Genomic DNA, 21,385 nt, shown 5'->3' with positions numbered 1-21,385 from the left:
ATGGATCACAAATCTCTCTGCGCTCTGGCCGTATCCTGGCTGAAACGGCCCATGAGCCGTTCCGGGCCGGGCTGCACTATCGCCATTTCGGAATCGACCAATTGGATTAACGGAGAAATCCCGGATGCTATTGGCTGGCGACCCTACAAACATCCGCGTTGCGGTTCGATTGTTGTCGAAGTCAAAGTCTCTCGCGCAGATTTCCTCGCGGATGCTGCCAAGCCCCACCGCAAGGAGCCTGCTACTGGGATGGGAGCTTATCGGTATTTTTTGGCTCCCGCTGGATTGATCTCGGTTGAAGAACTTCCGGCGAAGTGGGGATTGGTCGAAGTGACGCCACGAGGGCACATAAAGGTCCGTGCTGGCCATCTTTTGACGGACACCCGGTTTGGTCATTCGGTAAACGAGGATGTTTGGCGGCATGAGCATAACTGGAATGCTGAAATTTGCACCTTGGCCATGTGTCTGAATCGGGTTGGTGACCCGCAACAGCTTCAGGATCGCATGCGGGAGTTGGGAAACATCAATGCGCGACTGGTGAAGCGGAATCAGGACTTATCGAAGCGCAACGAGACTTTGAGTTGGGAAAACTATCTCCTTCGAAATCCGGGTGAACAGCATCAAACAGCAACCCCGCGAAAAGTAGCAACGCCTCCGGTAGTGATGCCAGTCAGCACTACAGATGCCACCGAAGGGCTGATTGAGGAACTGTAATGAAGGCAATCTCGATCTGGCAGCCGCACGCCTCCTTGCTGATGTCCGGCCTACACAAACCCTATGAAACGCGCTCATGGAAGCCATGGAAGAATCTGATCGGCCAGCGCATCTGGATTCATGCAGGAAAGGCCACGGACGATCTGGAAGAGATGATGGAATATCTCTGCGACCGCGCCGATGGTGGTCCCCTCGATCACGCTTGGGAAGCCTATTGCTCAGCACTGAAACAGATGGGCTTCAATCATCTGAAGGAGATGCCTCGGGGCTGTTTGCTGGGCACTGCGGTTCTGGCCGGGTTTCTGCCGACTGAGAAGATGGTCGATCCGGGATATTTCGGCAACTTCGGTACGGGTCGGTTTGCATGGCATTTTGTCGAGCACGAGCGGCTGGAAACGCCGATCCTCTTCATGGGCAAGCAAGGGTTCTTTGAGGTTCCCGAAAACGTCATTGCCGGAGTCGCAACCGTATGAGCAAGTTTCCCAACGCTCTGGCCGAAGTGGATCAGGTGCTTGCTCGACTGCGGCAGATGAACGGTGACTCGGTAACACTTTCTCGGGAAGATGCCGGATGGTTGCTGGCAGAGATCGATGGTGGGCGGGAAGCCTTCGGCGCTGTGGTTCAGAAAAAGAACGGACTGGAACAACAGGTTAAACAGATGCGGCGCACCATCGACGATTTATCGGCCTTGTTGCGTAAGAAATAATAATTGACGACATTGAAGGCGACGAACAATGAAATACGCTCTCCAGAAGCTCCCTAATGGCGAGACCCGCATGGTGGACGCCAGCGGCAAACCCCTTGGTGGTGGTGATGCTGACCGCCCAATCCTGCACATTCTGCCGAAGCTCTGGGTGCCCGCCGAAATTCTCGGGCATCCGGGCAAGCGGTTTGATGACGGCCTGAGGTGCGATGAAATCACCCTGACCGTGACATCCTCGCTCCCAATCGAGTTTCTGCCCGAAGGAGGTATCGAGGTTCGCCAGCCGTATCCGAATCGGCGCTACTTTGTCGGTGGTTCGAAGTTGATTCGGAATGGCTGGATCGTGCCGATACCTCCGGATGTGACCGAGTTCGATATCGAATTCCAGTGGCGCATCGAAAGCGCGGCCATGTGGAAGGTTTTTCCCAAGGATGACTGGCTGGTACGGCATCTCATCCACATCAAACTTCACCCCGGCAAAGGTGTGACTTATTCGATGGATGGTTCATGCTGGCCGCAGCGGGAAGGCCCGGCAATGCGGATTACTCCGGTCAGTGTCCTGGGTTTTGAAGAGCAGGATCAGATTGATCGGGAGCGGCGTCAAATCGTCAAGGACTCCGATCTGATCTACACAGATGGTGAGCTAAAGGGTAAACTGGCTGGCTACTACCTGGAAGAACAGGTGAATATCACGGGCGTTCCGCTGGAACAAGCATGGACTATCGACGCCTTCCAGGAAGAGCAGCTTCATGAAGTCCGGCAAACGGCCATTCTCAATCAGGACATCGAGCCTCACCGGGCCAACGGCCCCGTTGAAATGCCTGCCGAACTGTTGCTGCATGCAATCGACCTGGCGGAGAAAAGACCGTTTGGCAAGAACAGCAAGTTTGCGAAGACAATTGCTGGCGTGCCGGGTGGCATGGAGCAGCATCCGGCCATGAAGCTTCTTTGCGACTGGTGGGAAACCGTCAGGCCGGAGGGCGAACCGTTCAAACCCGGTATGGCCATGCCGTTGGTGCGTGTCCGCGATGACGGCGAATACTGGTGGGGTGACCGAGAGGTTCCCAATTCACCCATCAACGGGTTCAATCCGAGCGGACGAAATGCCGCACGCATTGGCGATCTGATCCTCGTGCTCTTCCAGGCCAAGCAGGAAAACGCCGTTTTCGACAATGACGGGATGACTGTCTTCCTGCCAAGCGGAGAGCAGTTCAGCACTATTGGGATCGACAAAGAGCAATACCTAAACGGCGAATCGGACGAGGCGTGGGCCTGCCTGAATGCGCTGGCATCCTTCCCGATCCGCTTTCCATCGGCATGGGCATTCCTGAACAAGACTGGTGGCGAATACCTGATGGCTGAACGGGCTAAGGTGTCTCAGCCGGTCGTGCTCCCGGAGGGGTTCAAGCCCTGCTCGAATTGTGGGGGCATGCCTGTGATTACCGAAGACCCGACGGGTAAGTTTGGCTATCGCTACCTTTTGACGTGCGGTGACCACGTTTCCATTGGCGACGATACGCTTGAAGGTATTCGGCAGGATTGGGAATATGACTTCGACGCGATGGAGGAAATGCTGTGCGAGCCATCTGCCGAAGACGGGAACATTGATCAAAGCATGCAGACAGGAGAGAAAAATGTGTAATTTCCAACATGGAACCATCGAATGCCGTGGCGACGGCTACTGCTGGGATGCTAATTGTGACGGTTACGACCCGAACGACCATTCCTTGCCTTGTCCTGCTTGCAATACGAAAGGCTGGCTTGAGCAACAAAAGGAAGAGGCGGAAACCTGCATTTCGTTCAGCGGCATCGACTCCGGCACGGGTGTCGATATCTGGGAAAGCGCCGTCAGGGTCGCGCAGCGCGAAAACCCTGAAGGCGTTGAAGCACTGCTGCTGGAGATCGGCGAGGTCAACGCACTGTACGAAGACGACCAGGGGCAGACGCAAACCAAGCGTTTTTCCTATCCCGGCCAAGGAATGTCTGTTCTCGCCGACTCCCTGCTGAGTCAGACGCCCGGCGCTGTGCCCATGATCTTCGATGTCGGCCCGAGCTACAACGAATGCATCATTGCCCCATCTGGCTCCGGCATGTCCGGTCAATTCGATAAGTTGGCCAAGTGATGAGCGCACTCCCTGCACAAGCCCCAATGCCGACTTTCTCGATGCAGCCCGTGCGTTACGAAGATGGTAGCTGGGGCGTTTCCGTTCAAGTCACGGGGCTGGCCAGCGAGCAGCAGGCCGAAGCAGCGATGCAACACATGCAGAAATTGTTCTGCGGTGCCCCAATCAACGAAAACTGAGGATCAGGCGGATGTTCGGGACGAGCAAAAAGACGGCGGAACTGGAACAGCGCGTCAACGATTACCATGCGGCGCTTCAGCGGATCGCGCAGCACGTCGGGGTGGCTGGGCATCAGTTGCCGCCTGATCGGCTCGCCACGGCGATTTGCAGCGGTATTGATGCACTTGTCGGCAAGGAGCCGCCGATAGCGTCTGCGCCTGGCAGGGAAAGTCGTTCCGTCCCGGCCAATATCCGCAAGATCAAACTGAGCGGTGCGGTGGATGTTGTGGTGCGCCAAGGCGCAGAACCCAAGATGGAAGTCTTCGCCAACGACGCCACCGATCTCCCCAAAATTCTCACGACGGTTTCCGGCGACTGCCTGACGGTGGATAACGAGCCAATGATGATCGTCAGCACGGGGCGTGGCGTCACACAAATCATCACCGGCAACGGCAATACCCAGATCGCCGGGCGCGACTACTTCGAGGGTGGCTCGATCCATGTTGGACGCAACTTCGGCACCGTGATCGGCAAGGGTAACGTCATGGAACAGCGTACCGGCCCGCTCGGCTTTCGTGTTGAAGTGACGCTGCCCAACGTGGCCAGCCTGCGTATCTCCGGTGCAGGGAACGTGACCTATCGGGACATCGACCAGGACGAACTGAGCCTTGATGTTTCAGGTGCAGGCACCATCGAGGTTACAGGCAAGGTTAATCGGCTTGAAGCGGACGTGTCTGGCGCTGGAGACATTGCTGCCTACCTGCTTTCTGCCACCAATGCCCGCTTACGCGTATCCGGCGCAGGCAATATCAAGGCGACGGCCACAGCGTCCGTTGTGGCCCGTGTGTCAGGCGTCGGCAAGATCAAGATCGGGGGCAACCCGCCGCAGCGCGATACCGATGTCTCGGGTATGGGCAAAATCAAGTTTGTCGATAGCAACTTCTGATTCGTAGCCCGAGGTCGTTTTGCGCACCAAATCTCATTCCATTATTTACGTCCCCGTCAAAGGGGCAAGAAGCGTAAAGCTCCCGGTAATCCTTTTGCCTGATGGTGTTCGGTTCTATGAGGCGCTTCATTGGACGGTAGAGCGATTCGATGACAGCTTGTCTGTCACAACGCTCAAAAAGCAGAACGAAGCCATCGGCGCATTCGTTGATTTTTTCCATGTCTTGAAAAACGAACCGGCTGTTACGCCCGAGTTACTGCGAGCTTTGATCAAGGAATTTCGAGAGGTGCGCTTGGCCGGGTGCCAGGATTTAGGTTGGAAGCCGGTCGCGCCGGGAACCTCTGAACGCGAGATTGAATACCTGTCACTGTTTTTTGACCATTGCGCCGATGCCTTTGGCTATCTCCCAGTTAATGCTGCGGATGAGGTCGCCACTGATGCAATGTCGTATCGGGACCGTTTGCGGGAAAACAAAAAGGCGTCGATTCGGCGTAAAGGGTTGCTTGGGTATCTTTGGAAGAAAACGGCAGCGGGCAGTGGCAAGAGCGCCAGCAGGCCCGTGCGCGGTCGCCAAGGCGTGCCGCGAGGGGCAAACAACTACAAATCGTTTCCCCCGCACAAGGTTGCTTCCCTGATCGAATCCTGCCATTCGATCCGTGATGTGATGGTATTCATTCTTTTGTTCTATGGTGGGGTTCGGAGTTCCGAGGTTTGTCATTTCCTGGTTTCCGATATTTCGCCTTTCCCTGACCCCAAAACCGGCGAGGCCATCGTAACGCTGGCACACCCGGTCTATGGCTGGATTGACTATCACCGGAAGGCTGACGGTAAGGGAGTCAGGCACGCGCAACGGCAAACCTACTTGCTTGAAGAATACGGCATGACCCCACGTAACCTGCTCTCCCCGGATGACCCCATGCAGGCAGGATGGAAGGGTATGACCTACGAAGATAAGGGATATCGCTCTACTGTGCATTGGTCACGTCCAGACATGGGTATCCTGTTTTACGAACTGCACAAGCGGTACATGGCGGTTCGGGCCAAAACGGGTACGAAGCATCCCTATTACTTCGTCAATATCGACCCATCTCATAGTCGTAGCAGCTATGGTCAGCCGATGAAGCTGAAAAGCTTGCGGGACCGGTTTCACGATGCCTGCCTGCGTGTTGGGCTGACGCCTGGCCGCGACAATGGCATCAACCCGCATGGCGCTCGCCACTTCTACGGCTTCTTCCTGGCCAATGTCCTTCGCGTTTCGAAGGAAATGGCGCAGCGGTTCTTGCATCATGGCAGCATCGATAGTACCGATGTCTATTACAACCTGACCGCCGCAGTGGCCCGTGATGAACTGCTGAAGGCGTTCGAGGATGCGAGCAGCAACCCGGACAACCCGCTGACCCAACCCCTCAAGCTGAAAGCCAAGTAATGCCCGAACAATTCATCTTTGGCGCTGAGCACTGCCAGTCGTTCGAAAACACCCTGTCAGGGAAGACGGTCGTTTTCAACGATGACTCGGATCGCTTTGTGCTCCTGCATCGTCCGTCGAAGGACGAAATGCAGGCGCTGCTGGATCGGTATGTGCAACAGCGCATTGATGACTCGTGGGGGACGCTTGGCAGGCTTCTGGAAAAGGATGGGCGGCAGTGCCTGGCTGCGTTTGCCAAAACGGAAAGCAACCGTACCGTGGTACTCAAAGCGGATGCTTTGCTGGAGCGGTTTGCTGGAATGTATCGCAATCCGGGCAAGGGGCGGCATGCTGAAGGCATCCACGCCTTTCTAGCGAGTTTGCCGTTGGAAGAGCAGCAGCGCTTGCTGGCCAGCATCAAGCCAAAGTCTGTTGAGGAAATGCGCCCGATGTTTGTGGTCAGTCGGTTTCCGGGGTTCTTTGCGTTTGACCCGTCGAAATTGACGGATGGGTATGAATCATTCGAAGACTTTTTGGAATTTCTGATTTCGAATATCCGCGCCCGCCGCGAAGGAGATGTGTACAAGGGAAACAAAGCTGCGGAGTTCGCCGCCCGATATCAAGACATTCTGTTCATGATGGTTTTCGAGGGTTGGTTGCTCTTGCCAGTTCGGTACGGGTCATTCGGGGTCGTCAGTCAATACGACCGGATTTTCTTGTCTGGCTGTTACTTGCCAGCCGAATCCAATGAATTGATTGAAAACGCTTACCGCATGCTTGGCGCGAGCATGCGTGACTCAGAAGGTGGGAAGCGATCGCTGCGCTCTTTCTTCTTTTCGTCGAACATTCGGCAGATTGAAGACATCTCGGTTGAGATTGTTGCCCATTTTGAACGGTATGTGGCGACGAAAATACCGGGCAGCACAGGTGCTAAGTCCGGAGCCTACGTGGTCGGGGATGTGCTGCGCACGATCTTCGAAAACAAGTATCCGGACAGGCTCTTTCCGGCCTATCGGAACTTCAAGGAAGGAGAAAGCCATCTCAACAAGAAATCGCCGACCTTCAAGCGGGTGGAAAAGGAGTTCCCAGAAAAGCCAGAATTGAAGCCATGGGCGGAATTGTTTGCCAAATTCACGGAAGCGCGAGAAAGCCGGACGCTAACGCATGTCGTCTATTACCTGTGGCGCTTTGTGGAATACCTGGCATCGCTTGATTGCATCCCCGCGACACCTGCCCAGATCGTCAGGCACGTTCACATCCGGGATCGGTCCAGGGAGAACAAGAGCACCTACTATGACTTCCTGGAGAAAACGGGGAAGTCGCCAAAGCGCAACAACTCGGCCCTGCATGAGATCAGGCGTTTCTTTGACTGGTATCTTGATTATCAAGTAGCCGCCGCCGAACCCGTTCTGCTAGATGTGAATCCCGTCCGGATGGATGATGGGTTCGGTATGCCAATTTACAGCCTTGGCATGACACATCGCATGGCGCTGCCCGAATTTGTCCTTGAGGCCATCAAGGAAACCATTGTTGCCGATGATTTCGCTTTTCCACGTTCCCGCGACATCGACTATTTCGAGACTTTGGATGCAAATGGCGACCCGGCCCGCGTATGGTTTCCGGGCGTGTCCGTTTGCATGTATTTCCTACTCGATCAGCCTGTGCGGCTGAAGCAAGCCCGGTGGCTTGACGACGGACTGTTCGATGAGCGTGTCCTGCTCGTTGAAAAAACAGTAACCGGAGAGCAGGAGCACTGGGTTCATCATGAGGCCAGCAACCCGTTGCCATCGGCGGTTAAGGGGCGGCGGCAAGGAGTCATCCGGGCTATCTCCGACTTTGGAAAGTTGGATACCTTCACCGGCCTGTTCATCAATACGAACAAGACCGATGAATACGATGGATTTACGCCGAACGGTTACGAGATCCCCTATGTGCCGCCGAAGACGCTTGAACTCCTGTTGATGATGCGGGAGTGGCAGCGCCAGTGGATGCCACCGCTTGATTCCCTGGTTCCCTATCTGGATGGTGAAGACCTCAACGACAAGTATCGAGACAAGGTTCCATCCGTGTCGCCGATGTTCCGTGATCCGTTGAGTCGGTCTCGCCGGCATCCGTTATCAGATCATCGACTCCGCAGGTTCTACGCCGATGTGTTGAAGGAAACCGAGAAGCGCTTGAAGGCCAAGGGCTACACGCTTGAAAACGGGTTCGATGTGCAGTTGGTTCAACAAACTGAGCATGCCACGGGAAAGAAATACACGTCACCTGTCTATGATGTGCACTCACTGCGCGTCTCGGGAGTCACGGCGCTGCTGAATCGTGGCGTGCCGATTGAAATCGTGTCGAGGTATGTGACCAATCACAAAACGTTGACCATGTGTCTCTGGTACTTCAAGCCGAGCGCTGGCCAGTGCCGTGATGTTCTCCTGGATGCTTATGCCAGCCGCCGCGATGAATATGCGGCAATCAATGGTGATTTTGCCAAGAGTCCGGAACTGCAATCCAACTGGGAAGCCTACAGCAAGCATTTTCTGAGTAACCTGCGCCCCTCGGGTGAAAGCGATGCCATGCACGCCCTGGATGAAGGAAAAGGCGTTTGGCGTATTCAGCCGGATGGGCTGTGTCCTGGAGCGGAATGCGCGACGGGGTTCCTCTACAAGTCGGACAAGGACAAGGGGTACTACGGCTCGGTGCCGGGCGGCAAAACCTGTTCGCTCTGTCGTTATTGGATCACCGGCCCGATGTTCCTGCTTGGCCAGGTGATCAAGATGAACAGTGTGATGCATGCCGTTGAGAAGAAGTCTTCAGAACTGCGGGCACTGAAGGATGTCGCTCGGGCACAAGAGGCTGAGCGGCAATGGAAGGAATTGCATGCTTCCAGGGCGCGAGTGCACGAGCTGGAGGAAGAGCTTGAGATCCATGTGAATGACTGGCACGCCAGGCTGCGCTTTGTCACGGCATCAATGCAGCAATTGGATGCATACAAGGAGACCGTGGCGGAGACGCCTGGCAGCAGCAAGGACTTGCCTGTTCCATGGCTGAGCACGAATTCGCCAGATGGACTGAATATCCTTCTCCAAGAAACACACTCATTTGCGTTACTGGATAGCGTGGCACAAGGGGTGCAGTTTGTGCCGGGGATGGCCAACACGGAAGCGAAGCTTGATCATCAAAAAGTTCTGAATAGCGTCCTGCGCAAAGGTGGGGCCAAGCACCTTCTTCTTGATCTGCCCGATGACATAGCGTTCGAGGCGGGGAACCTGCTTTCCTCCCGCCTGATTCAAGCCGCAACGAGCAATGGTGTTGATCTTGGCAAGCTGCTCTCTGGCGAGGTCCAATTGCGCGATCTGACCGTGATGCGCCATGGCCAGCCGGTATCATTGCTGGAAGATATGGATATGGTGCTTGAGGCCGTGGCGAATGCGAAAACCCTTGGGGTGACCGTTCCGCTATTGACGGTCAAGGATTTGGAGGTAACAGATTGAGTATCAAAAGCGTGAGCCAGCAGTTCTACGAGAACGTGGTTGAAAATTCGAGCGATGCTAAGCGATTGGTCAGCCTGGAAAGAATCAAGGCCGCTTGTGATGCCCTGGAAAAGCAGCCGAAAGCGAAAGCCTATACCGTGGCCGACATCGGGCGCTATTGTGATCACCAGTGGGGTGGGCCGAAAGCGCAGAGTATTCGAAACGCTCCTGATGTCCTCGAAAAATATGTCAAATTGCGAGCAGCGGAATTCGCCGAAGGGCTGACCGAAACCCCGAATGCGGCCAACGGGAAAAAGGTGTTGAATCTTGCCGATCCTGCTTTGGCTCAGCAGCAATACATGCTGGCGCTGGCAGAAGTGGCGCAACTGACCAAGGAAGTCGCCCGCCTGAAGGTAGATATCGGGTTGTACGCGCCAATGACTACCGATCAACTGCTTGCAGCCGCCAAGAACGGTGGCCCGGCAGAATCCAGCGTCGAGGTGCTTCCGGCCATTCCGGCTGACGCCCTGAATGCCCTCCGCTCGTTATTCAATCCTGATCGGCTTCGCGGCTGCGAATTGTCCATTGACCAGAACGGTTATTTGATCAATGACGTTAGCGGAAATGAGTTGCTGACCGCCAGCGAGGTATCCTCGTTGAAATCGCTTCTGTAGCTGGCGAGTATGGCTAAAAGTATGGCATACTCGCTGCAAAGCCCAGTAAATAAAGGAAAGTATATTGTGTTGGAGTCGAGGCAGCGCGATAAGGCATCGGGTAAGGGCTTTGCCCCGACCGTTGTTGATGCGAGCGCCACGCGCCTTCCCGTGCTTAATAAGTCTCTCCATAAGCGCCAATCGACAGGCTGTTACGTGCAGCATCCGGTACATGAAAATCTGTATCGGATTCCCACGGTGCGTGAGCACAGTCTTGCGAAAGGCATCGATCCGGCACTGATGGAAGGGGTCACTCAGACGTTTGGCCATGAATCCATGGGCCAGGCGGTGAGTGTTCCGCCGTTTGTTTCCCTGTTCGCAGCAATTGGACGGGCGCTCAAGCGGTTTGCCTCTGGTACGGAGCAGATTGTTCATCCGGTGTTCGCATGGGATGGAGAAGCTGTTGCAGCATAAATCTCAACCCTGTGGGGAATCGCTCCCCACGGGGGCGATTACTCCGCAATTAAAATGGAGAAGTCCATGAATAAATTGCAAGAGTCGCAAATCAAGATCGCTGTAAAGGTTGGGGGGGAAGTGTCCTTCGGCCACGCGGTCATTGAACAAGAGATGGTGATGTGTGGATCTGGCTGGTTCTCCGGGGTCGAAGTCTATGGTTTTTCGGAGTTCCAAAACGAATGCATCGCCTATGCGATCAACGAGGGCAGTGTTCTCTTTGATCGTATAGAGGATGACGAGTCCATCGACCTCGATAGTTTCGAGTGGGCGGTTACATCGATCTCGTCAGATGCGTTGCAGGAAATTCGCCGCCAGGATTCGCGGCCCCCAACGGGGGCGCAGATCACGACAGCGGATGGGGGCATCTATCTGGTGGGTGATGATGGTCGAATCTACCTGGGCGGAGAAATTCGCTGGGAGTCGATGGGAGAAATCGGGCAAGCGTTCGTGATGGAGGTGCCAAATGGATCTCTCTGAACAACGCTACCTGAGCCGGTGCGGCAAGTCATATCAACTGCCGAACATGACGGGGGGCGTAGCAATTCTCCCGGTCAGCGGCGGTGCTGATTCGTCGTACCTGGCGATCCTGCTCCATCAACTGTTTCCGGCTGTCGATTTCCGGATGGTCTTTACCGATACCGGCACGCCGGATAACCCGGTTGAAGACCCTGGGGTTTATGAGACGCTGGACAAGCTGGAGGAGTTCCTTGGAAAGAAGGTGGAACGGCTGATCCCTGAAAAGGGGTTGTTCGAAATCATCGATCAATTCGGGGGCTACTTGCCAGACAGCAGGTCGCGGTACTGCACGCGCATTTTGAAAAAAGTGCCGTTCGAAAAATGGCTGCAGCAATTCGCCGGCCTCCAGAAGTACATGTTCGTCGGTATTCGGTCAGACGAAAGCGGTCGTGTTGCTTTCTCGCTGGATGAAGTCGAAACAGTCATGCCGTTCGTTGACATGGGCCTGACACGCGAGGACATCTTCGCGGGTCTCCAGAGAACGATTGGTGTGCCGAGGATGTACGAAGGTCGAACGCGTAGCGGTTGTACGGTATGCCCATTCCAGAGGCGAGCAGAGCATGTTTATTTGTTGCAAAGAAAGCCTATCGAATTCCTGAAAGGGGAGCGGTACGAGAAGCTTTCTGACAATGATCTTGCCCGTTGGGAGGAAGCAATTCCTCTTTGGAAGGACACAGGTAGTTCGGCCAACTGGCTGACGCTGCCGAAGCCTGAAGAAGGCGAGATCGAGGGAAAGCGTGCTTCGCGTGCGCCTGACCTGTTTGGTGCCCGGATTTATGTCGGGGCAGAGTTCTTCATGGATGGCTTCCCTGGCATGGGGGAGTTTTGTTGGCATCAGCGCGTAGTTTCTGTAGCGCCGACGCTTCATCATTTGAAGGATCAGCTTGATGACAGGTATCAACACCTGTTGTCGACCTCAGAGGTCTATCAAATGTCACCGGATGACGTTCGCAGAAATGCGAGGTTCGCCATCTATGTGATTGAATTGCCTTCTGCAGTTTTCGACCCGGAAGGGCCGAAAGATCAGGCATTCACCTGGACTCAAGGGTGGGCCTACAAGCAGTTGCGACACATCGTTTCCTGGGTGACCAGGGCGCTGCACGCGGAAGGGGAACGTCAATCTGCAAATAGGAAGGTCCGGTCGGAGCTTTCGGTACTTGCGGAGTGGCGTGACAACTCGGCTGAAACGCTGCGTCAGGCAAAGGAAGAGTTGGGGGCGGTGGTGAATTCTCAGTGGTATCGCGCAAATGAAAATGAGCGCGAAATGACCGAAGAGGAAGAGCTTTCGTACCTGCCTTGCCCGATGTGCAGTTTATAGTTAGTCAAAAGATGGTCACCGTGCCCCAAAAGGGTTCGGTGGCTATCTTTCTTAAACGACGTTGAGTTTAAGTTTATTCAAGGTTGATTCAACCCTAGAAATTCCGTTTCCAGAATTCTGACCCGAACGATTTGTCGTTCCGTTGAGGATTTTCTGCGTCCATGACGCGAAACGGTAGCTGGCAGCACCGAACATCTGTTTAAGCCAGCATTTTCAATCGCCCAACGGGTTCTATCCCGTCAGGGTGGAACTCCGAGGGCACAACCCAAGGAAAACCGAGTTGGGGGGAACCAAAACGGTTAACTTTGTGGTTACGTGAATGTTGAGGACGGCGCTCACGCAAACGTTGTTGAGCACGAAAATTCAATTACAATGAAATGGTTTTTGGCGTAAGCCAATCCGGTAGCTGGTTCAACCGAACATTTCGTTAAACCCAGCCTTTATTTTTAACCCAATGGGGACTTGTTCCCTTGGGGGCAAGCTCTCCGTTAAAACAGGAGTCTTGCCATGAATCTTACCGCTGAAGTATCGAACATCCCGTGCGCCGCCACGGAGTTCTGCAGTACCTACCACTACTCTGATCAGTGGGGGGTAAAGCTGGTCAATGCTTGGATCAATGCCAAGCGGCAGTTCGTTACGGAATCGCTGTCGGTAGACGCATTCCGGCAGTTGCTCATCAGCAATGTCTTGAGCGACGAAGACCTCGAAGAAAGTTTCGATCAAGGCTGCCAAATCATCGGCCTCGATGCTGACTTCAATCCCGCGTTGCTGGATGCCTACAAGGCATTTCATTCGCAGGAGGTTCTGAACCTTATCCCTGGAAACCTGTACGCGGAACTTTGCTGGGTGCCTGGGTGGACGACGAACTGCACGGATGACATGTGCTACACGATCGGCTTGAATTCCGACCACTATCGGTCGAATTACGTCGAAGATGTCATTCCAGGCCGGTGGCTTGAGGAGTTTCTGAAGATGGTCAATTGCGGAAGCGTTGATCTGATTGGGACCGCAATCAATATCTACGGAGATGCCGGTCGTAAATTCACCGAGAAATGCGCAGCCGCGAATTTCAAGGTTCAGAAAGACCAGAATCGTCCTCAGATTCTGACGGCAGCCCAAGTCATCAGCGCAATCGAAAACGCCTACTTTCAGGCGGTGCCGATGGCGCAAGCGATGGTCAATGTGAAGGATCTCCTTTCGCTTGATCCGAGCAAACCGATGAAGTGGTCCACCGAGGGTAAGCAAGAAGTGCATGTGGGCTTTCACCAGCCGGTTTGCGGTGCGGGCTACATGGATACCTACGCTGGCGAACTGATTATTCCGGTAACGGAAATCGGTTTCGCGGCTGCGGATCGCTGGAGTTACGGTGTGGATCAGACGTATGGACTCTACCGGCCGGCGTTTTATACCCGTCCTCAAAATATCTAAACCAACCCATCGCGGGGCATTTCCCGCATCGGGGGTGCTCCGCATTTTTCAAGGAGCAGTCATGAGCAAATTCTTTTACGCAGTCACCCGCGGTAGCAAAATCGGGAATGGGACGGCGCAAGCCCTGATCGCATGGCTGGAAAGTTACATCAACATTCTGTTCCCGGAAAACGGGATCGAGTATTGGAACGACAACCGCTACGCCAAGGCGCCGTCGCTCAAGAAGGACGCGTTGATCCCAGAAACGGGCAGAGAGGACAAGTGCGTCCATCACGTCGCTTGTTATGTCCGTCAGGGGTCGTGCGAGGGCCGAATTATCCATGTTCAGTTCGTGTTGCAGGACGGAACGCACGCAGAACTGACCTGGATGAAAACGTTCGGAAACGCGGAAGAGTCGTGGGCAATTGCCGAAGCGATATCTGATGCGCTGGAGAGCATCCTGATCTGGCGGGAAATCCCTGAGATCGTCGATCTTGGGAAGATGCTGCCTCGTCAGTACGCATGGCATCGTGAAACGAGCTACAAGCTGCCGATTACGATGCGCTCTACCAAGGATTCAATCCAGATCACGGGGGCAGATGGCCATGCCTTCTACGCCCAAGACTGGAAGGATCAGGGCATCAATGCCAAGTTCTACGTCGAGTCTCGCGTAAAGGACTGGCTGACCGTGCTTAAAAACACGGGCGCCACGTTCTCCCATGAGAACCTTGCTGTAGCTTAAAAACCCAAACCACCCATCGCGGGGCATCTCTCCGTGAAGGGGAGTGCTCCGTTTTTATTCAAGGAGCAGTAAATGCAAACCGTTGCAAAACAAGTTGAAAACTTGGTCGTCGGAAATCGCGTGGACCTTTCGTCGTGCCAGTACCTCAAGCGCCATTCGTCCGCGGGCTGGGAATACGCCCGTGTGGAGGGCGTTGATCGCGAAACCGAAAACTGCGTCGTTGTCAGCTACCAGGGCATCGATCAGGTCGGTTATCAGGTCGGTTCTGTTCTTCAGGTCGTCGTGCCGACAGACGTTCCCGACCCGGAAATCCAGGTGCGCGTCATCGGCAAGCCGGAGGAGTGGAGTGTTTGGAATATCTCCCAGAATCTGACGGATCGCTGGGGTGACCTCAACCACTATGATTGGCCGAATAAGCCGCTGGCCTTGCTGGAGGACGATGCGCCATTGTATGGTCGCTTGTGCGATCAGATGTGGGGTGAAATCACCTTCGTAGCTCGGAAGGACGGGAAGTTTGGCGTCTTGTTCGAAGTGGAGTTTTGTTCGCTGGAAAGCGAAGCGCCGCACAAGGACAATGACCCGGACTGGTATGTCAAGCTGTCGCCCCAGAACGAAGTCGTCAAGATTCTGTTGAAGGGGATGGCGAAGCTGACTGACCGCTTCCCCGGCGTCGAGTTTGCGGTGCCTCACGAATCGCAGATCATCGAAGACCGACCGGCGGCCTGGGCGTTTGTCCCTGATGGGACGCTCACCGCAGAACAGCGGGAAGCGCTTGGTCACGCAATGCTGAGTCTCTACTAGCCGACTTCTTAGGAAGTTGGCTGTAGCAATCAAGGAGGGAATCAAACCCCTCTGCCTGAACCGTTGTAGCAACCGGAAGCCGCTGATCTTTGGATCGGCGGCTTTTTTATCAAAATCGCATGGCGCTCAGAGTCCTGACCAGAACGCTTCACGTTCCGTTGAGGATTTTGCCCGTCACCAAAATATCGGACTATTGGAGAAAAGGGGTGGCATTGGGAATTGAATTTGAGAAACTGGCAGTATGGTTTTCACGGATTTTAAGGAGGGGAAATGCACCAACATGACATGGCGCAGCCGGATATCGCAGTCGAGGCAATTGAGGCGCTTTTATCGGGTAGAGTTTCAGGGGCCGTAGCAATGGCGCTTGCGCAAGGATGTTATGGCACTGCTTCCCAAAAGCTAATGGCGTCACTGACATCCAATTTCCTGACACCGAAAATTTCTAATGCATTTGCCTCTATTGGCGAGGCATTTCCGCGATCCGTCATGAGTAGAGACCCGCTGCTTGCGGCTTACCGGAAAAAGTACCGAAGCATTCCGGGGCTTATGCAAAAAAAGGTAGGGATCGAAGCATCGGAATGGGCGAGTTACGCCATGGTTGAAAACCCTGAGATGGTTATGGACCTCTGCGAAACAGAGCCTGCCAAAAGGTATATCTCATATGGGATAGACGGCATGTTGGGTGTTCCTGTTGAGGCGGGGACTAAGAAGAAGGATAAAAGCAGGGAGAAGTTTTATAGCAAGCTAGAATCAAGCACTCCGTTGATTCGCCGCGAGATTTACGCATCGGGGGCGGAACACGATATGGACGCTGCTGTGCTCATTGCTGCCAACCATCTGATGGGTGGTTTTGGGCCGATTATTCATTACTCCTTAGCGTGCCAATACACTTATTACGTTTCGTACATTATGTTGGTAAGCGCGGGGATGGGTTGTGAGTCGTTGGATGGCTTTCGCAAAAGCTGTGACTTGGAAAATGTTGAGTTTTGCGAAGATGTACTGATGGCGTCTGAGGTGCTTGCGGAATTTCAAGCAGAAGGATCGGCGGTAGCAATTGGTGGGCCGGATGTTGCATATTCATTCAGCGAAAGTGTGCGTGAGCACCTTGATGTAAGCGCAAAGCTGGCAAGATTCCTGGAAGAGGAAGCGGCGCAAAATCTTAAACAGGCCAAACTTTCAGGGAAAAGGGAGGCTGATCTGTCGAGGGAGTTGTCTAGTGCTCGATCTACGATTGAACGTCTCCGAGCGGCAAGTACCAATGAAGAATTAAGTTCAGCACACAACGAATGTGCTGCCTTGCGAAGAGAGTTATCGAAGCTGACCAACGAGTTGGCTCTCCGAGACCAGCGGATTGCATCGCTCGAAGCAAAGCTTGCTCAACGGGGTCGCGCTGTGCGTGAGGTGCCAGAAGCTTCCAGTGCAATCCGACAAGAGGCTCGCCAAGTTGAAACTGCGCAGACCAACAAGGCTGACATGAGCTATCTGGGAAAGTTGAAAGTGCTAGTGGTCGGGGGACATCTGATCTTTCATCAAAAGGTACGGAAGGTGTTCCCGGAATGGCTTTTTTACGATGCTGACGAAGCTACGGTAGGCGAGGCCGCTATTGCCGCAGCAGACCTGATTATTTTCCATACCAATTACTGCAGTCACAAGCTTACCGATGGCGTATTGAACAAGGCTAGGCTTTTGAAGAAGCCGCTTGGGTACGCCTATAAGGTGAACCTGCCGGCGTTCTTTGCGGAAGTCGAGGGCGTAGCAAGAAAAGAAGTCGCGGCGGGCGCATGATGCGGCTGATGCGCTTGATCGAAAAGCTCGTCGCGGAAGCAGAATCGAAGCACGCCAAAGTGTTTGTAGAGGTAGAAGGAGAGTCGATGCAGTTCCGTGGATTCTCCATCGGTGATGGCGGGGTATATATCCGCTATGGAACCTCAAGTAAGGGGCAGTGGGGAACACAGCTAACCGAGGTAATCCATTATTGCGATGGTTATCTATGCGCGAGGGATTGGGACGGCGAGGGGGTCATTTTGGAGGTCCGCTCGCCCCGGCAGAAGTACAGCGAGGGGTTTGGGGTAGCAGGCGACCTTACAGGGGAAACGTATGGTCAATTAACAGTCATCACGATGTTGGGAGTGAAAAATGGCCGACAGAAGGCTTTGTGCGAGTGTCGGTGCGGCCAGAGCGTCGAGAGAAGCGTTTCCGAGTTAACGGCTGGGCGAACAATATCGTGTGGTTGCCGAAGAGGAAAGAACACGGAGATACCGCTTAAAGAGGGCAGCAAGTATGGCAACCTGACAGTGCTGGAAAAGGTGCCGCGCCCCGCAGGAATGAAAAAGAACGAGGGGTATTACCGAATGCGTTGCGTTTGTGGCAACGAGATTGTGCGCGGCAGAGAGAAGATTGTCCGGGCACAATATCCTGATTGCGGATGCGGCGGGTATGCGGCGCTGGTAGGGCGTAGATTTGGAAGACTGGTAGTGATTCCAGGGACAAAGCTAGATCAAAAGCAACGGTACGTTAATACGAGATGCGATTGTGGATGCGAGAGCTACGCAGCACTTAGCAGTTTGCGCCGTGGGAAAAAGCGTAGCTGTGGTTGTCTGCGAATTGGCCCCCGGCGGGGGCGAGCAGAGGGAAAGATTTGAGGTGATAGTCGTGCTATAGTTTCAAAAAGGTAGCTGGTGTTACCTGTTGCGGATGCACAAAGCCAGCCAGTAGTTGCAATTTTTATGGTGCCGATGACAGGCGCCTACAGATCCCGTTTCCAGAGTCCTGACCCGAGCGCATTTGCGTTCAGTTGAGGATTTTCTGCGTCTTTGACGCGAAACGGTAGCTGACATTACCGGGTATTTTCCTAAGTCAGCCTATTCAATCCGCCCAACGGGTTCTATCCCGTCAGGGTGGAACTCCGAGGGCATCAAACCAAGGAGTTATGAAATGGGAGCAACTGTTACCTGTAGTAAGCGCGTTGGCGTTTTTCAGAACGATGACGGGCAGACGATGTATGTACTGTTCGAATCGACCTACGAGAAAAATTGCTACCCGCATGTTCCTCATGAATCGGCGTCGACCTTCGGGGATATTCATGCCGTGATGGCACGGATTTTCGCGTGGGCATCCAACTGCGAAGGGGGGATGCTGCAGGGCAAAGGCGGTTGGATCAAGCCGGAGTCCTACATCGATGGCTGGCTCAATGCGCTGGCCGATCCGGTGCCGCTCAGTCCTGAGCAGATCGTAGATATCAAGATCGGGGGAGGATTGTACTCGCTGCCCAAAGACCTTGAGCCTCAGATTATCGAGGCAATCAAGTTCGACGGCGAAGCGTGTTCGATTCTTTCTGTTGGTGGGACCATCAGTCGTCGCATCGGGTCGAAGACTGTCTGCGCCATTATGGCGTTGGGTATCCAGGCTTGGCGCGTTGATCTGAAATGTCGAGTGGATGACTCCATCGATGTTCGTGGTCTCCAGTACGCGCCTGATGAACGCAAGTTCACTGGGGAAGTGCCGGTCGTTGCAAGCTTTGCCGCTTTGGACAAGTCGTTCCTGACCAAGAGTGGTTCTCAGTGGATAGGCATTGGCCAGGACTGGCAAGCGATTGCCAAATACATCGAAGGACTCGCTGAAACCGTGATCGAGTATCCGGGCAATGCCCGTCGCTTGATCAAGGCCTACCGAGAGTCGCTGAAATCAGCGCCGGCCCTTCGCGATTCTGCGGAACTGGTGTTTCATAAAAGCGGCGAAGCTGAGTATGACTGGGACGAAAAGACCTTGTCATCGGTAGCAAGCAAGCTCGGCCGTGCGCTTCCTTTCGCGATCAGCGTTGGGGAATTTATGGCCGCGATTGATGCTGCAGAGGACCGTCAGATGTTGATCTACGAAGTAGATCGCCTTCTGATGCAAGGCCTGGTGCATATCGTTTTGCCGAATGGTGAAGCGGATCTTTCTCCGGCAGAAATGCAGGCACCGGCGCCGGCACTGAAGGCTGCAAAGCCGAAGGCTGGACTGAAGCTGGTCGTTGGCAAACAGACTTTCGAGTTGGTTCGCCCGGCAGGGCCGCGAAAGGGATGGGTCGCCAAGTGCATCGAGTCGGGGAATCTTTACCGACTGATGGCCAAGCAGGTCACAGAAGCACTTCACGGCCTGGCCGCCTGATCGGAGGACAGCAAATGTCTTTCACTGTTTGGGCGTATGACCATGATGCAGCGGAGCATCACTGCAACGATCTCACGGCTGACACGTTCAGCAATGCAGCAGAAGCGGCGAAGTGTGCGCGGCAACGTGTTGTGGAAACCAACCACAATACGGGGTACGCCAAGGTCGTCGACAACGCGGTTGTGGGGCGCTTGGGGGATACGGGGGTTCTTGCCGTATTCAAAAAGGACAGGAATGGCCGTGTATTCGGGCCTTCTGTTTGCGGCGGCTAAAAACTGCCGAAATCCACAATCTGAAGTTCAAACCAACCCCATCGGGATTTCACCATCCCGACAGGGGGATGGTCTCGATGGGGTTTCAACGCAAGGAGAAACACCATGAATATGTACGCAGTTCATCTCTACACGCAAGTTCGCGTCAAAGTCACCGGCATTCAAGCTGAAACCATGGCGGAAGCCATGGAGAAAGCTGAAGGCCAAGTGGATTTGCACGATTTGTTGGACAACAAAGAGATTCGCGTATCCAAATACGACCTCGGCGGTGGAGTCGAGGTAGAAGCAGCGGAATGGGCCGAAGGTAAAACCGACTTTTATTTGGTTGATACTCTGTTGGAAAATGGAGAAGTTGCTAACAAAGGGACGTGCTTCTTCGGTCCGGATGGCTTACCGCTTGTCGATGATTTGACTACCGTCGAGCAGAAAGCAAAGAATGCCGACCTGGCTGACAAGTTCATGCAGGAACTGCTGGAATCCGTGGAAACGCTGACCAGCATTGCTGAGGAGCATGGTTCCCGGACCTTGGCTGACCTGATGTACCTGCAACTGGCGATTATGAAGGGTGGCTTCATCGATTATTACCCTGACGAATCCAATGTGCTGGACATCGCCCGCAGCTTAACGTCTGGCGAAAAGTGGGCGTCCTTCATCAAGGTTGAGTATTTGGAGCAGCCGGATGACACGTTTACGGAAACCAGCGCTGCTGCCTTGCGTGAGTCTGGCGTAACCGATTACTGCGCCCAAGTATGTGGCGGCGGCAATTGCGGGGGGGCTGGACTTTGCCAGTACGGCATTGATTCGAAAACCCATATGCCACCGGAAGCGTTGCGTTACTAGGCGGTCACTGGCCGGATTCCTGGTGATCATGAGGACACGCTTTACGTCTTCCATGTTGCAACACGCCAAGAAGCCTAATTCAACCAACCAACCCCATCGGGATTTCACCTTCCCGACAGGGGATGGACTCGATGGGGTTTCAACACAAGGAGAAACACCATGAGCTATTTGAACAAACTGTATGTGCTGGCTGCTGACCTGGATGAGTCTTCTAGCAACGAAGGTTGCGAAGCCGATCTGATGGTAGTGGGGGCCGCACAACTCTGGGAACTGCTGCAATTCGTTCGTCTCCTGAAGGCGTCGAACGAGGGGCTGGGTCAAATCGAGGCCGAAAGCATCTGCAAGCGGCTGCTGGATTCGGAAGAGCATGCTGTTGAGGCTGCAATTCCGGAAGTGGCAGAGGATGCGGTGGAGGTGATCAATCGCCTTGATGCCGCGCTCAAAGCAACTCAAGTGGCGCTCTCTCAGGCTATGCAGCATTCTGAAAAAGCAGGCAAATTCGTCGAGCAAATCGCTGGTCTCAGCATCTGGGACTACGGCAAGAACGATGGCACGCCCTACAAGGAATGCGAATATCCATCTGATGGACATGTGGACTCACACTGCTGCCTGATGGATCTTGTTGAGCAAGCCCGTTTGATCCAGGGAGGGCGCTGA

21 protein-coding genes are annotated in these 21,385 nt (G+C 54.3%); all 21 read left to right on the top strand.

Annotated elements, in window-relative coordinates:
- On the top strand, nt 1-714 hold the full coding sequence (locus AADV58_RS16825) for a hypothetical protein (RefSeq protein WP_341744753.1): 714 nt from the start codon (nt 1-3) through the stop codon (nt 712-714).
- Nucleotides 714-1,187, top strand: a complete 474-nt coding sequence (locus tag AADV58_RS16820; protein WP_341744752.1) for a hypothetical protein — start codon at nt 714-716, stop codon at nt 1,185-1,187. The genes AADV58_RS16825 and AADV58_RS16820 overlap by 1 nt, the downstream gene beginning before the upstream one ends.
- A complete protein-coding gene (locus AADV58_RS16815; protein WP_341744751.1) occupies nt 1,184-1,420 on the top strand; it encodes a hypothetical protein in 237 nt (78 codons plus the stop codon). Before AADV58_RS16820 ends, AADV58_RS16815 begins: the two co-directional genes overlap by 4 nt.
- 28 nt (nt 1,421-1,448) lie before the next feature.
- Complete coding sequence (locus AADV58_RS16810; protein ID WP_341744750.1) at nt 1,449-3,059, top strand: hypothetical protein; 1,611 nt, start codon at nt 1,449-1,451, stop codon at nt 3,057-3,059.
- Nucleotides 3,052-3,540, top strand: coding sequence for a hypothetical protein (locus AADV58_RS16805; protein ID WP_341744749.1), 489 nt, complete (start codon nt 3,052-3,054; stop codon nt 3,538-3,540). The genes AADV58_RS16810 and AADV58_RS16805 overlap by 8 nt, the downstream gene beginning before the upstream one ends.
- The gene (locus AADV58_RS16800; protein ID WP_341744748.1) at nt 3,540-3,719 is read left to right on the top strand and encodes a hypothetical protein; all 180 of its coding nucleotides are present in this window, start codon (nt 3,540-3,542) and stop codon (nt 3,717-3,719) included. The genes AADV58_RS16805 and AADV58_RS16800 overlap by 1 nt, the downstream gene beginning before the upstream one ends.
- 11 nt (nt 3,720-3,730) lie before the next feature.
- Nucleotides 3,731-4,645 (top strand): GIN domain-containing protein, encoded by a 915-nt coding sequence (locus tag AADV58_RS16795; RefSeq protein WP_341744747.1) that lies wholly within the window; start codon nt 3,731-3,733, stop codon nt 4,643-4,645.
- Between the two features lie 19 nt (nt 4,646-4,664).
- Complete coding sequence (locus AADV58_RS16790; protein ID WP_341744746.1) at nt 4,665-6,071, top strand: tyrosine-type recombinase/integrase; 1,407 nt, start codon at nt 4,665-4,667, stop codon at nt 6,069-6,071.
- Nucleotides 6,071-9,535 carry a VPA1269 family protein gene (locus AADV58_RS16785; RefSeq protein ID WP_341744745.1) on the top strand — a complete coding sequence of 1,155 codons (3,465 nt, stop codon included), beginning with the start codon at nt 6,071-6,073 and terminating at the stop codon, nt 9,533-9,535. Before AADV58_RS16790 ends, AADV58_RS16785 begins: the two co-directional genes overlap by 1 nt.
- On the top strand, nt 9,532-10,188 hold the full coding sequence (gene gmtX / locus AADV58_RS16780; protein WP_341744744.1) for a gamma-mobile-trio protein GmtX: 657 nt from the start codon (nt 9,532-9,534) through the stop codon (nt 10,186-10,188). The genes AADV58_RS16785 and gmtX overlap by 4 nt, the downstream gene beginning before the upstream one ends.
- Nucleotides 10,189-10,209: 21 nt before the next feature.
- Nucleotides 10,210-10,641 carry a hypothetical protein gene (locus AADV58_RS16775; RefSeq protein WP_341744743.1) on the top strand — a complete coding sequence of 144 codons (432 nt, stop codon included), beginning with the start codon at nt 10,210-10,212 and terminating at the stop codon, nt 10,639-10,641.
- A 66-nt stretch (nt 10,642-10,707) separates the two neighbouring features.
- A complete protein-coding gene (locus AADV58_RS16770) occupies nt 10,708-11,160 on the top strand; it encodes a hypothetical protein (RefSeq protein WP_341744742.1) in 453 nt (150 codons plus the stop codon).
- Nucleotides 11,147-12,517, top strand: coding sequence for a phosphoadenosine phosphosulfate reductase family protein (locus AADV58_RS16765; RefSeq protein ID WP_341744741.1), 1,371 nt, complete (start codon nt 11,147-11,149; stop codon nt 12,515-12,517). The genes AADV58_RS16770 and AADV58_RS16765 overlap by 14 nt, the downstream gene beginning before the upstream one ends.
- 507 nt (nt 12,518-13,024) lie before the next feature.
- Entirely contained in the window at nt 13,025-13,945 is a 921-nt protein-coding gene (locus tag AADV58_RS16760; protein WP_341744740.1) for a hypothetical protein, read from the top strand.
- Between the two features lie 61 nt (nt 13,946-14,006).
- Nucleotides 14,007-14,666 carry a hypothetical protein gene (locus AADV58_RS16755; RefSeq protein ID WP_341744739.1) on the top strand — a complete coding sequence of 220 codons (660 nt, stop codon included), beginning with the start codon at nt 14,007-14,009 and terminating at the stop codon, nt 14,664-14,666.
- 72 nt (nt 14,667-14,738) lie between these two features.
- Entirely contained in the window at nt 14,739-15,467 is a 729-nt protein-coding gene (locus AADV58_RS16750; protein ID WP_341744738.1) for a hypothetical protein, read from the top strand.
- A 270-nt stretch (nt 15,468-15,737) separates the two neighbouring features.
- Nucleotides 15,738-17,252 carry a hypothetical protein gene (locus tag AADV58_RS16745; protein ID WP_341744737.1) on the top strand — a complete coding sequence of 505 codons (1,515 nt, stop codon included), beginning with the start codon at nt 15,738-15,740 and terminating at the stop codon, nt 17,250-17,252.
- Nucleotides 17,253-18,401: 1,149 nt separating this feature from the next.
- Nucleotides 18,402-19,616, top strand: coding sequence for a hypothetical protein (locus AADV58_RS16740; protein ID WP_341744736.1), 1,215 nt, complete (start codon nt 18,402-18,404; stop codon nt 19,614-19,616).
- A gap of 14 nt (nt 19,617-19,630) precedes the next feature.
- Nucleotides 19,631-19,888, top strand: a complete 258-nt coding sequence (locus AADV58_RS16735) for a hypothetical protein (RefSeq protein WP_341744735.1) — start codon at nt 19,631-19,633, stop codon at nt 19,886-19,888.
- A 105-nt stretch (nt 19,889-19,993) separates the two neighbouring features.
- A complete protein-coding gene (locus AADV58_RS16730) occupies nt 19,994-20,728 on the top strand; it encodes a hypothetical protein (RefSeq protein ID WP_341744734.1) in 735 nt (244 codons plus the stop codon).
- 159 nt (nt 20,729-20,887) lie between these two features.
- Nucleotides 20,888-21,385, top strand: coding sequence for a hypothetical protein (locus AADV58_RS16725; RefSeq protein WP_341744733.1), 498 nt, complete (start codon nt 20,888-20,890; stop codon nt 21,383-21,385).

The sequence above is a fragment of the Azonexus hydrophilus genome, assembly GCF_038368255.1.
GTDB lineage: Bacteria > Pseudomonadota > Gammaproteobacteria > Burkholderiales > Rhodocyclaceae > Azonexus > Azonexus hydrophilus.
The sequence above is the reverse complement of the archived record's forward strand: the minus strand, read 5'-3'. Positions and strand labels throughout refer to the sequence as shown.